The 13,608-nt window shown below is 46.0% G+C and carries 10 protein-coding genes; 5 read left to right on the top strand and 5 right to left on the bottom strand.

Annotated elements, in window-relative coordinates:
- Window positions 1-9 precede the first annotated feature (9 nt).
- From HGH91_RS08805 to HGH91_RS08820, 4 genes are read right to left on the bottom strand one after another with little or no spacing between them, the layout of a single operon-like run.
- Window positions 10-2,364 (bottom strand): ABC transporter permease, encoded by a 2,355-nt coding sequence (locus HGH91_RS08805; RefSeq protein ID WP_168738100.1) that lies wholly within the window; start codon window positions 2,362-2,364, stop codon window positions 10-12.
- A gap of 2 nt (window positions 2,365-2,366) precedes the next feature.
- Window positions 2,367-4,775 carry an ABC transporter permease gene (locus tag HGH91_RS08810; protein ID WP_168738101.1) on the bottom strand — a complete coding sequence of 803 codons (2,409 nt, stop codon included), beginning with the start codon at window positions 4,773-4,775 and terminating at the stop codon, window positions 2,367-2,369.
- A 29-nt stretch (window positions 4,776-4,804) separates the two neighbouring features.
- Entirely contained in the window at window positions 4,805-5,494 is a 690-nt protein-coding gene (locus HGH91_RS08815; protein ID WP_168738102.1) for an ABC transporter ATP-binding protein, read from the bottom strand.
- 47 nt (window positions 5,495-5,541) lie between these two features.
- A complete protein-coding gene (locus HGH91_RS08820) occupies window positions 5,542-6,789 on the bottom strand; it encodes an efflux RND transporter periplasmic adaptor subunit (protein WP_168738103.1) in 1,248 nt (415 codons plus the stop codon).
- Between the two features lie 153 nt (window positions 6,790-6,942).
- Between HGH91_RS08820 and HGH91_RS08825 the strand changes: the two genes are divergently transcribed.
- The 5 genes from HGH91_RS08825 to HGH91_RS08845 all read left to right on the top strand — a co-directional run bounded on the left by HGH91_RS08825 (window position 6,943) and on the right by HGH91_RS08845 (window position 13,049).
- Complete coding sequence (locus HGH91_RS08825; RefSeq protein WP_247651694.1) at window positions 6,943-8,355, top strand: sigma-54-dependent transcriptional regulator; 1,413 nt, start codon at window positions 6,943-6,945, stop codon at window positions 8,353-8,355.
- Window positions 8,356-8,367: 12 nt separating this feature from the next.
- Window positions 8,368-9,708, top strand: a complete 1,341-nt coding sequence (locus HGH91_RS08830) for a sensor histidine kinase (RefSeq protein WP_168738104.1) — start codon at window positions 8,368-8,370, stop codon at window positions 9,706-9,708.
- A gap of 41 nt (window positions 9,709-9,749) precedes the next feature.
- A complete protein-coding gene (locus HGH91_RS08835) occupies window positions 9,750-10,457 on the top strand; it encodes a lysoplasmalogenase (protein WP_262888312.1) in 708 nt (235 codons plus the stop codon).
- 67 nt (window positions 10,458-10,524) lie between these two features.
- Window positions 10,525-12,123, top strand: coding sequence for an L-aspartate oxidase (gene nadB, locus HGH91_RS08840; RefSeq protein ID WP_168738106.1), 1,599 nt, complete (start codon window positions 10,525-10,527; stop codon window positions 12,121-12,123).
- Between the two features lie 53 nt (window positions 12,124-12,176).
- The gene (locus HGH91_RS08845) at window positions 12,177-13,049 is read left to right on the top strand and encodes a lysophospholipid acyltransferase family protein (protein ID WP_168738107.1); all 873 of its coding nucleotides are present in this window, start codon (window positions 12,177-12,179) and stop codon (window positions 13,047-13,049) included.
- 10 nt (window positions 13,050-13,059) lie between these two features.
- Here HGH91_RS08845 and HGH91_RS08850 read toward each other — a convergent pair whose 3' ends face one another.
- On the bottom strand, window positions 13,060-13,551 hold the full coding sequence (locus tag HGH91_RS08850) for a BON domain-containing protein (protein WP_168738108.1): 492 nt from the start codon (window positions 13,549-13,551) through the stop codon (window positions 13,060-13,062).
- Between the last annotated feature and the right edge of the window lie 57 nt (window positions 13,552-13,608).

Here is a 13,608-nt window from a genome sequence, read left to right on the forward strand (position 1 = left end):
TACGCTCAATTATTCTGCCTTTAAAGAATGTACAGGATTAGCCAATGCCGCTTTCACCGATTGATAACTTACCGTTACCATGGCGATCAATATAGCCACTACACCAGCCGCAATAAAAATCCAGGCCGACAAATCCGTATGATAAGCGAACCCTGATAACCAGTTATTCATCAGGTACCAGCTCACCGGCGCGGCCAACAAAATGCCTAACAATACGGGTAACAGGAATTCCCGGGAAAGCAAGGTGGTCACACTCATGATGGATGCCCCTAATACCTTGCGGATACCAATCTCTTTCTTACGCTGCTCTGCAGTGAAAACGGACAACCCAAACAAACCAATGCAGGAAATTAATACCGCCACGATAGCAAATATCTGCGCGAGCTTTTGCAGCATGGTTTCTGACCGATACATATTGTCGAATGCTTCATCCATGAAATGATATTCTACCGGGTAACCAGGATTCATCCTGTCAAAGATCTTTTCTATCGATGCTACCTGCGCGGTCACATCTCCCTTGGCTAACCTTACCATCAGAAAGCTATTAACAGGCGTCAGCATCATCACCAGTGGCTTAATATTCTCGTGCATAGAACTGAAATGAAAATCCTTCACTACGCCTATAATCTTTCCATCACCATTCCAGAAGGAAATTTTTCTGCCTATTGGATTGGTCATATTCATAATACGGGCAGCAGTTTCATTGATAACGTAGGTGCCGCTGTCGGTCGGAAAATCTTTCGAGAAAAACCGGCCTTCTTTCATACTCATTCCCATGGTAGCCAGGTAATCATATCCTACCTGGAGCGGTGCGGTACCCAGTACCAGCTTCTCAGGTTTACCTTCCCAATCCAGGTCGGCGCTGGTTCCACCAATGGTAATGGGCAACGAACTACTATAAGTAAATGCCTTTACCTGGGGTAATTGCGCCAGCGACTGTTCAATCACTTTTTGTTTACCCAGGAAACTGTCTTCCAATGGTACATACAAAATATTTTCCCGTGCTACGCCTATATTACGATGGTAGATGTACCGCATCTGGTTATAAATAACGAGGCTACTCACAATGAATATAAAGGAGAGCACAAACTGCAGTACCACCAGGTTTTTACGGAACAGCGCAGCGCCGCCACCGGTACTTACATCACCCTTCAGCACTTTTACCGGTAAAAACCGGGATAAAACAAAGGCAGGATAGCTACCGGCCAGCAAACCAGTTACTACAATTACCGATAACAATAACAACATGTATCTGCCGGTTACCGGTAGGGTAAACGAGATATGTTTACCCGTAAAGTTATTGAAGACAGGCATCAGCAGCCATACCACCACTGCTGCCGAAAAGGCCGCAATAACACACATGAGTATAGCTTCGCCGGTAAACTGCAGGATCAGGGAAATCCGGGTAGCGCCCATAGATTTACGCACCCCTACTTCGCGGGCCCGTTTAGACGCCTGCGCAGTAGAAAGATTCATAAAATTAATACAGGCAATAGCCAATACTATCAACGCGGTAATCAAGAACAGGCGCACATATTCGATACGTCCGCCGCTTACTTTTCCATTGTCGTATTTACCATACAGGTAAGTATCTTCAAAAGATTGTAACCAAACCTGGTTGGTATTATCTTTATTTTTGCTTCTATAGTACTGCTGCATCTTCGCCGTTAGCGGAGCTACATCAGTTCCGGGTTTCAGCACCATATAATTGTTAATAGAATGACTGCCAGGCTTCAGCAGCCAGGGATTTGCCTGTATAGTTAATGCCATCGGCATCACATAATCGAATCGAATGGAAGAATTAGTCGGCGCATCTTTAGCTACGCCGGTAACCTGTAAACTCCGGCCATCTTCGAGGGAAATCATTTTCCCTACGGGGTCCTCGTTAGTAAAATATCGGCCGGCAACAGCTTCCGAAATCACGATAGCATTGGGTTGGGAAAGCACCGTACGTTTATCTCCCGACACCAGCGGAAAATCAAATTCTGTAAACAGGTTCCCAGTGGCATATATCACGTGCTTTCCCTGTACTTTGTTTGTACCTGTTCTGTACAACAGGTTATCGTATGATTCCCTTACCTGTACATTAGCTGCTATTTCGGGAAACGTATGACTCAGGTCATCTCCCAGCACAACCGGCGTAGTGGTGAGGGTGCGAACGCCTCCCCAGTCGGCATTCACCGCCAGTAAATAAATATCCTTCCCCTTCTTGTGAAACTTGTCGAAGCTATATTCATCCAGCACCCAGCAAAGCAGAAACATACTTACCGCCATACCAAAGGCCAGCCCCGCAATATTGAGGGCGGCAAAAAACCGGCTTCTTGTCAGGTTTCTCCAGGCTATGCGGAAATAGTTTCTAATCATGATTATTCAGATCTAAGTGATTTTACAGGATTCATTAAAGCTGCGCTTACTGATTGCAGGCTCACGGTACACCAGGCAATCAATATCACTGTAATGGCCGTGCAGGCAAACACCCACCATTCCAGGTGTATCCTGAAGGCAAAATGCTGCAGCCATTTTTCCATACCATACCAGGCAATGGGTGAGGCAATGCAGATACCGATTAATACCAGTGTGAGAAAATCTTTCGATAACAACAGGGAGATATTGGCCACTGAGGCACCCAATACTTTTCGTATACCAATTTCTTTGGTGCGCTGGCGGGAAATAAGCATGGATAAACCCAGTAAACCCATACAGGCAATGAAAATAGCCAGTCCCGAAAAAATTCCGAACAGCTTTCCCAGTACACGCTCGCTGGTATATTGTGCCTGTATGTCTTTTTCAACAAAAGTATAGTTTAAGGGTTCGTCAGGGATCATACTGCTCCATACTTCGTCTACATGTTTGAGCACGGCCTGTTGGTCGCCAGGGGCCAGGCGGAGAGTAATAATAGGAGACTCCGTTGTTTTCACCAGGTAAATAATGGGGTCTACCGGGGTACGCAGGTTGCGGAAATTAAAATCCTCCACCACTCCTACTATAGCGCCATGCCGCGACATATAACCGGGCCTCCATTCAATTCTTTTACCAACAGCATCACCTTTAAATCCCAGCTGCCGGGCAGCAGCCATATTTATAATAAAAGCATCGGTGGAATCTGTAGCCATGGCCGGGTTAAAATCGCGGCCAGCCGCCAGCTTTATACCGGTAGTTTTAAGGAGATCAAAATCAGACTGGATGATACCAGCTACAAAAGCCTCTTTGTCGTTGCCTCCTTCATGCACAACCGGGTTATTGTTAAATACGCCGTTACCCATAAGGATATTATGCCTGGAAGCTGCCTGTACTCCAGACAATCGTAGAAAGGATGATTTCAGCAGGTCAGCTTTAGATAAATCTGTATCCGACAAGTATACATTCACGAGTTGCTCCTTATCAAAGCCCAGGTTCTTCTTCTGCCAGAAACGCAACTGCGAGTATACCACTACCGTGGCTATAATCAGGGCTACCGCAATGGCGAACTGTGCCACCACCAGGCCCCTTCTGACTAATATCCTGGATCCGGAGGCAATGAAATTTCCTTTCAGTACTTTCACCGGGATAAGGCCCGACAGGTACAACGCCGGATAGCTGCCGGCAATCAAACCTACTACCAGTACCAGCAACACCAGGGCTATATATAATACAGAATCGGTTGCATTGAACAACGACAGGCTTTTACCGGTAACGCTGTTAAAGATGGGCATCAGCATTGCCGCTGCCAGCAATGCCAACAGGAAGGATATAGCTGTAATCAGCAATGATTCGGTGAGAAATTGATAAATAAGACTCCTCCTTTCTGCACCCAGTGCCTTGCGTAATCCTACTTCCCTGGCTCTTTCATGCGCGCGGGCAGTAGTCAGGTTCATAAAGTTGATGCAGGCAATTAACACCAGGAAAGCAGCAATAACAATATATAACCAGATCAGCGGCGTTTCGTCCACAATTCCCTTATCGCCACGTGGGTGCAGATGTACGTTTTTCAAGGGTTGTAAGTGCAGGGAAAATTTAATTCCTTTTCTGGCAAGTAAACCACTGAGGTAGTGGTTTACAAAGTCTTTCAACTCAGGCGCCAGCTTAGCAGGATCCGTATGATCCGCCAGCTGTACATAGGTAACAGTATTGCTGAACATAAACCATTGATGCTCTATGTCGTCATTCGCCTTATTCGATTCTGCTACCAGGGTAGCAAACGACATCACCATGCCCATTTTCAGATCGGTATTGTCGGGCATATCTTTCGCCACACCAGTAACCGTACAAACGAAATTAGCCACCTTCATGGGTTTGCCCATAGGCGACTCATTTCCAAAGTACTTCCTGGCAGCCGATTGGGTGAGTACAATACTATAAGGTTCTTTCAGTACAGTAGCCGCATTGCCCTCTATCAAAGGATAGTTAAAAACCTGGAAAAAACCTGCATCCGCATAGCCTGCATTCTCATCCCAGATCTTCTTATCTCCAACGGTAACCAATAAACTTCCAGGAGCATTAATACGCACGGCCTCCCTGATGCTACTGATATCTTTTTTTAGATTAGGCGCCAACGGAAACTGCGTACTGGCATCATAATCTGTGGTACCGGCGCTGGAACGGGTAGTTTCTGTAGTAACCCTGTAAATATTTTCAGGATGATGATGAAATGTATCAAAACTCAACTCATCACGCACATACAGTACAATCAACATACAACAAGCCATGCCAACGGTTAATCCGGCAACATTGATGACTGTAATAAATTTGTGACGCTGCAAATGACGGGCAGCGATTTTGAAATAACTCCGAAGCATTATAATGTGGTTTTAGAATGGCGAAAAAATCACACGTGAAATTGCTCCTTGATATTTTCTGTTACTACTCTTCCATCAAACAGGTTAACAATACGGTGGGCAAACCCTGCGTCATAGGGCGAGTGCGTTACCATGATCAACGTAGTGCCCGCATTATTCAGCTCCTGCAACAGTTTCATTACCTCTTCTCCGTTGGTGGAATCCAGGTTACCTGTAGGCTCATCCGCCAGTATCAGGTTGGGTTTAGCTACTACCGCACGGGCTATAGCCACCCTTTGTTGCTGACCACCAGACAGTTGCTGCGGGAAGTGATTACGGCGATGCATAATGTTCATACGCTCCAGCACTTCTTCTACTTTTCCTTTTCTTTCTGCTGCCGGCACTTTCAGGTATAATAGTGGCAACTCCACATTTTCGTAAACTGTTAACTCATCAATCAGGTTAAAGCTCTGGAATACAAAGCCAATAGAGCCTTTACGAAGCTGCGCCCTTTGCCTTTCACTCATACGCGCTACTTCCTTATCCCAGAAATGGTATTCTCCATCACTCGGGTTATCTAATAAACCTAAAATATTCAATAAAGTAGATTTACCACATCCGGATGGACCCATGATGGCAACAAATTCTCCATCCTGTATTTCCATGTTAATACCATTGAGGGCAGTGGTTTCTACCTCTTCTGTTGTAAACAGCTTCTGCAAGTTAACAGTACGTATCATACCTGTAGTTTGTTTTTTAATACTAGTTTATGTAAAATGGATGATGCTTAAAAAGATAAAACGTCTTTATTTCCAAAGTTTTCGTAGGATGAAGTGATTACCTGGTCGCCGGGTTGTAATCCTTCCAGTACCTCAAAATACAAAGGATTTTTTCTGCCAAGTGAAATATTCCGTTTAACAGCACGCTTACCGCTTTTGTCTACTACGTATACCCAGTTACCACCGGTATCAGAGAAGAAACCTCCCAGCGGTAACAGCGTAGCTTCTGCGGACTTACCCAGCACCAGGCGGATAGGAGAGGATTGTCCACGGCGGATCCCTTCAGGTGTGTTTTTTTCGAAATTCATATCAGCCTGAAAACGACCGCTTTTTACTTCCGGATATACTTTGGTAACCACCATATCATAGGTTTTTCCATCAAATTCGAAAGATGCTTTCAAACCGGCAAATACCTGGGAAACATAATGTTCATCGATATCTGCACGTAGCTTAAACCCATTCAGGTCATCGATCTGGCCAATGTTCTGGCCGGCGGTAATGCTGGACCCTACTTCTACGTCGATAGAAGATAATTGTCCCGACACAGGAGCCCTTACAATCAGGCTGTTCAGGTTTTCCCTCATCAGCTCCAGGTTGTGCTGGGTACGGGCCAGGGTCCCTTCCAGCTGCGTAATCTGCATCTTGGCGTTGTCTTGCTGGTATTTCTGTGACTGTAACTGGATATCTTTCTGGCGCAGTAAGCCTTCCAACTCAAATTTATTCTTATTAAACTCCTGGCGGGCGACTATCTTTTCTTCTACCAGCTGTTTGTTACGATCATATAAATCCTGTGCAGCAGCAATTTTCGCGTCTATATCGGAAATTGATTGCTGCATGGTAAATTCCTGTTGACGGATATTTAACCGGGTATTCTGCAGTTCATTACGTAAACGGTAGATCTCTGTTTCGTGGTTAACAAAGTCCATCATCATATGCTGGTTGTCCAGCCGTAAAATAGAGTCCCCCTCCTTTACCATGCTACCTCCATCCAGGTATTTACGACTTACATATCCGCCTTCAATGGCATCCAGGCGGATGGTCTTCAATGGCATTACTACCGCGGTAACCGCAATATATACGTCAAAAGTGCCTTTTTTTACTGGAGAGATAGTGATCTTATCTTTTTCTACATTGAGGGTAGCGCGGTGGTCGGCGAAAATCAGCGTATATAATAGCAACATAGCTACCGCTGCTCCACCACCAATCATCATGATGCGCTTTCTATTCCAAAACTTCTTTTCTATTTTTCTGTCCATGTTATTTTAGCGAAAAGTTTGCTGAACCCAGAAAGTCAATCCACATGCCAAAGCGTAAAACGCTCTACCAGCAATAGATCCATGGAATGCCCCCTAAAAAAAACGTCCTTTGTCGGACAAGGGGTGTCCATAATCGGACACTTTTAAAAGTTCATGAAATTAGCTGTGGCTTTGAAAGAATCTTTGTTTAATATTGTCACCTATTCACTTACGCATATGATTAACATGCAACCAGCTAAGATTTTAATTGTAGATGATGATGTAGACGTTTTACGTGCCGCACGCCTGTTATTGAAAAGACATTTTGAACAGGTTGATTTTGAGAAGAATCCGCAAAAAATCCCCTACCTCGTATCCAATTTTGACTACGATGTAATTCTGCTTGATATGAACTTCACCCGCGACCTTAGCAGCGGGAAAGAAGGCTTCGAGTGGCTGGACCGGATACTGGATATCAAACCAGAAACGGCAGTGGTATTGTTTACCGCCTATGGCGATGTGGAAATGGCCGTGAGGGCTATTAAAGCCGGGGCCGTCGACTTTGTACTCAAACCCTGGGAAAACGAAAAGTTACTGGCCACCATTCAGAACGCCTACAATAAAAGAGTAGCAGGACAAGATAAACCGGCTGCCGCACTTCACCATCCCGGCAACCAGATCATCGGCAAAAGCCCGGCTATGCTGGCCGTTTTCGATACCGTATCCAGGGTAGCCGCCACCGATGCCAATATCCTGATCCTGGGAGAAAATGGTACCGGTAAAGATATGCTGGCCCGGCAAATACACGCACAATCCAATCGTAATAATAAACCGTTCGTTAGCGTAGACCTGGGCGCCATCAGCGAAACCCTCTTTGAAAGCGAATTGTTTGGCCACGTGAAAGGGGCCTTCACCGATGCCCGCGAAGACCGCAACGGCCGCTTCGAAGAAGCCAACGGAGGTACTATCTTTCTCGACGAAATCGGAAATATCTCTATCCCCTTCCAGGCCAAACTGCTGACCGTTTTGCAAAACCGGTCTGTTACCAAAGTAGGTTCCAATAAAAATATACCCATAGACGTTAGACTCGTCTGCGCTACCAACCGCAACATACAGCATCTGGCAGCCCAACACCTGTTCAGACAGGATTTGCTCTACCGCATCAACACCATCGAAATACACCTGCCCCCACTGAGAGAACGTGTAGAAGATATTATTCCATTGGCAGAACATTTTATGCAACTATACCGCGACAAATACAAACGCCCGGTAAATAGTATGCATGACTCACTGGTTACCCAGCTGCAGCGATACGACTGGCCCGGTAATATCCGTGAATTACAACATGCCATTGAAAGGGCCGTTATTCTTTCCCAGGGAAAAACATTACAACCCAAAGATGTATTTGTAAAAACTAACAATAACGCCGATCAAGCCATGGACACCGGCTACAACCTGGAAGAAATGGAACGCAATATCATTTCCCAGGCTATGAAAAAATGTAATGGCAACATCACAGAAGCCGCCAGGGAACTAGGATTAAGCAGGGCCGCACTCTATAGAAGACTTGAAAAATATAATCTGTAGCCACCGCGCCACATGAATCGCTTCAGTATCAATATCGGGTTAAGGGTTATCCTGCTGGCAATTTCCATAGCAGGGGCCATCTGGCTGTATATGCACAATATGCAGCCCCTGTCTTTTTTGCTGACGCCCATGGTATTACTGCAGTTATATGGCATTTACTATTACCTGAACAGGATTAACCGGAAGCTGACCCTGTTCCTGGAATCTATACGGTATGAAGATTTTTCTATCCGCTTCAGCGCCGACAACAAACTGGGCAAAAGCTTCAGCATGCTCAATCACCAGTTTAACGAAGTGCTGGAAGCCTTCCGTCAAACCAGGGCGGAAAAGGAGGCCAATCTCAAATACATCGACACCATTGTACAACACATCAGTATCGGTGTATTGTCTTTCGACACAGAAGGCAAAATAGAATTGATCAACCCCGCCGCCTTCCGGTTGATGGGCATCTACCGGCTCAGGAATATTCATGAATTGAAAACCGTACACCCCGGACTGGCAGAGCTCCTGATGGAACTGCCCTCCGGCAATAAAACCCTGTATGCCACCAGGCAGGAACAACAGCTCTCAATACACGCGGCTACTGTACGGTTACAAGGACGGCTGGTAAAGCTCATCTCCATACAAAACATCCATTCTGAACTCCAGAAAAAAGAACTCGAAGCCTGGCAAAACCTGACGAAAATATTGCGTCATGAAATCATGAACTCCGTTACGCCAATTGTATCCTTAATTGGTACCATGCAGGAAATCGTCGACCTGGACATTGCCCCTGGGGCACAACACCAGGAGGGTATCTCAGACTTACGGGAAGCCCTGCAAACCGTTGAAAGCCGTAGCAAAGGTATCATGAACTTTGTGAACGCCTACCGCGATTATACCACACTGCCACAACCACAATTTACCAGCGTAAACGTAAAAATGCTGATTACTTCCGTGGGCAGTCTTTTCCAGGCAGACATGAAACAGGCGGGTATCCAGTTTAATGTAGAAATAGACGCAGAAAACCTGGAGTTGCATGCCGATGTATCACAGCTGCAAATGGTATTAATTAATCTTGTTAAAAATGCTATGGACGCGCTGGAACATACCTCTAATGCGGGCATCAGCCTGAAGTTATACCAGAATACCATCCAACAGGTCTGCATAGAAATCACAGACAATGGCCCTGGCATTGATGAAGATGCCATGAATAAAATCTTCATTCCCTTTTTCACTACCAAAAAGAAAGGGTCGGGTATTGGCCTGAGCTTATCTCAACAAATCATACAAATGCATGGCGGCCAGTTAAAAGCCATCAGTCCGGGCACTAACGGAAACGGTACTACGTTTTATATTTTACTCAATACTTAGCCCGATATTGCTTACATTTAATAACAGGTAACTTGTTATTTATGTTTCGTACGGGAAGCTTTATTATCTATTTTTTGGTGTTACTGGTTGATATCCTGTTCATTGCAACGGATCATGCATCACTGCGATTTTTCAGTAAACCGTTGTTGATGCTGTTACTGATTGTGTACGTGTTATACGCACCGGTGAAAATCCCTCGTGATTATCGCATTCCGCTGCTACTGGCACTCTTTTTTTCTTCCGTGGGAGATGACCTGTTGTTATTTAGCAGTCTTTTTTTACCCGGGCTGGGTAGCTTCCTCCTGGCACATGTAATGTATATTATTTTCTTTCTGAAAATACGCTACAACAATCCCCCGGTTCCGTACTGTAAATATCCACTGATTTTCCTCCACGCGGCGATTATCATTTTCTTCATTTTATACCTGGCTCCTCACCTGGGTAACTTAGCCGTTCCAGTTATTATTTACGCCCTCACCATTTCCGTGATGGTGCAGAGTGTGCTGCATGCCTTTCATTTCCGGCGTCAGCCGGCGGCCTGGTATTGCCTCATTGGCGCCCTGTTATTCATGCTTTCCGACTCGCTCATTGCGGTTAGTAGATTTGCTCACCCCTTATGGGGCGGCGATATCCTGATAATGCTTACCTATGGCATTGCACAATGGGGGCTGGTGAACGGCAGCACAGCTTATTTCGCCGGAAAAAACCGCCCGTTACAGGTAAGCCCCGAGGGATTGATAGCACCATAATACATCCCCTGTCCTGCGTGTTGCTAAATCGTAATTTTTAATTCCTATTGATTACTTTTGTCTTACTATGCAACAAACAGATTTTCTTGTCATCGGTTCAGGGATTGCAGGGCTCACTTATGCGCTCAAAGTCTCACAGCAATGCCCGGATAAAAAGATAACTATCATTACCAAAAGCAGGGAGGATGAAACCAATACCAAGTACGCCCAGGGCGGCGTGGCGGTAGTGAACGACCTGGAGAACGATAGTTTCGAAAAACATATTGAAGACACGCTTATTGCCGGTGACGGGCTCTGTAACGAACAAACCGTAAAAATAGTAGTGACCGAAGGCCCGGAAAGGGTCAATGAAATTATTGAATGGGGCGCCAACTTCGACAAAAACGCAGCAGGCGATTTTTCCCTGGGCCGTGAAGGTGGGCATTCCGTATTCAGGGTCATCCACCATAAAGATGTTACCGGTAAGGAAATAGAGCGTGCCCTGCTCGAAGCCATTCATGCCCGGCCCAATATAGAATTGGTAACCCATTGCTTTGTGGTAGACCTCATCACCCAGCACCACCTGGGTTACCTGGTCACCAAATCTACGCCGGACATCGAATGTTATGGGGTATATGTGCTTAACCTCTCTACCAATAAAATAGAAAAGATCCTGTCTAAAGTAACGCTGCTGGCCTCAGGGGGCAATGGACAGGTATATCGTAGTACTACCAATCCCATTATCGCTACCGGCGATGGCGTGGCCATGGTATACCGTGCCAAGGGTCGTATCGAAAACATGGAGTTCATCCAGTTCCACCCTACAGCGCTATATCAACCCGGCGTAAACCCCTCCTTCCTCATCTCGGAAGCCGTGAGAGGCGATGGCGGCATTTTGCGGAATATCCACGGAGAAGACTTCATGCATAAATACGACGCCCGCATGTCGCTGGCTCCCCGTGATATTGTAGCACGGGCCATTGATAGTGAAATGAAAATTACAGGTACAGAATATGTATACCTCGACTGCCGGCATATGGATCTGGAGAAATTCATTCACCATTTTCCCAATATCTACGAAACCTGCAAAGCGGCAGGTATTGACATCAGTGCCCAAATGATCCCGGTAGCCCCCGCTGCACACTACAGTTGCGGAGGTATCAAAACCAACGAATGGGGGCTTACCTCTATCCGTAACCTGTACGCCTGCGGCGAATGCGCCAGCACCGGCCTTCATGGCGCCAACCGCCTCGCTTCCAACTCCCTGCTCGAAGCCATGGTATTTGCGCACCGCTGCTTTATGGATGCTACCAGCAAGATAGACTTGCTCGATTTTAAAGAGAATGTCCCCGACTGGGTAGCCACCGGTACTACAGCGCCCAAAGAAATGATCCTCATTACGCAAAGCCTGAAAGAACTCAAGCAGATCATGAGCGACTATGTAGGGATTGTAAGAACAGATGTACGCTTGCAAAGAGCCTCCCGCCGCCTCGATATCCTGCACGAAGAAACGGAAGACCTCTACGAAAAAACCACCGTATCCCCGCAGCTATGCGAATTGCGCAACCTGATTACAGTGGGCTACCTGATCGTAAAAGGCGCCGCCTTCCGTAAAGAAAGCAGGGGACTTCACTACAATACCGATTATCCGTTTAAATGTGAGCTGGTTCAGAACATCGTCCTGTAAGCTAAACGGCTGTATTTCATTACCTTTGCATCGGATTTACAACAATCAGGCATATGTATTATCTGCTACTGGCTTTTTGCTATAGTCTTTCCATATTACCACTTCCGGTACTATACCTTATCAGTGATGCACTGTATGTGTTGGTGTATCATATCATCGGCTATCGCAAAAAAGTAGTGATGGCGAATTTAGCCCAGGCATTCCCTGATAAGTCGAAAGAAGAAATTACTGCGATTGCCAAAAAGTACTACCATAACCTTACCGACATGATGGTGGAAACCATCAAGCTGCTGACCATGAGCAAAGCGCAGCTGCAAAAGCGCTTTCACTGCGATCTCAGCGTACTGCATAAATTATATGCAGAAGGTAAGAGCTGTCAACTGCACCTGGGACATAATTTCAACTGGGAATGGGCCAACCTGGTCTGCATGCAGGGGGTCAACTTTCCTTTCCTGGTAGTATATATGCCCTTAACCAGCAAACCGGCAGACCGCATGTTCCGCCATTTCAGGGAAAAATTCGGCACCATCCTCATTCCTGCCAATGATATGGGCAACAGCATGAAAGCCTGGCTCAACAAGCAATACCTGATTGCCCTCGTGGCCGATCAGAATCCAGGCAATCCTCGCAGCTGCTACTGGTATCCTTTCCTCAACAAGATGACGCCCTTCTATAAAGGACCAGAAATGGGCGCCAAAAGAAGCGATATCCCCGTGGTATTTGTAGATATCCGCAAAGTAAAAAGAGGTTATTACAATGCTACTTTAACGCTGGCTTTCGAAAATCCACAGCAGGAACCAGAAGGAAAAATTACAGAAGCGTTTGTCCGCTACCTGGAGAAGAATATTCATGAACAACCTGAAGTATGGGTATGGAGCCACCGGCGCTGGAAACATACCTACCCCGGACCGAAGAATGGTCACTAAAAGAGGTTGCTTATTTCCCTTTTACATGGCTAACAACTTTCTTATTGGAAGCCTGTTGTGCCAGCTGCACAACTTTGCGTAGCTGCTTCCTTTTCGCAGTACCGTCCAGCGTTATTTCTCCGGCTGAAATGGTGACTGTGATATCGGTAAATCCATTCGCGGCGTACACAGCATCTAATTTCTTTTTGAGTAGTTGATCCGGATCGTCAACAATGGCTGTTTGCGGCGGCGGTGCGGCAGGTAGTGGCGCTTTTACCGTGATGTTATCCTGTACCGACTTAATTCCTTTTACACCCCGGAGCGCATCTTCTGCAGCGGATTTGGCAACCTCGTCGCTCACTTCCCCACTCAGGATAACTATCCCGTTTTTTACTTCTGCGGTGATGCCCGGTACCAGGCTTAGTTTTTCATTTACTTCTTTTTGAAGGGCCGAATCGGAAGGCTGACAGGCGAACAAACATACGCCCAAACATAACGAGGCTATCAGGCTTTTGTTAGTCATTCCCAAACATTTTATTCCAGAAGTTAACGAATACACGGGGAATGGCCAAAAAAGAGG

Source organism: Chitinophaga eiseniae (assembly GCF_012641265.1).
Taxonomy (GTDB): Bacteria; Bacteroidota; Bacteroidia; order Chitinophagales; family Chitinophagaceae; genus Chitinophaga; species Chitinophaga eiseniae_A.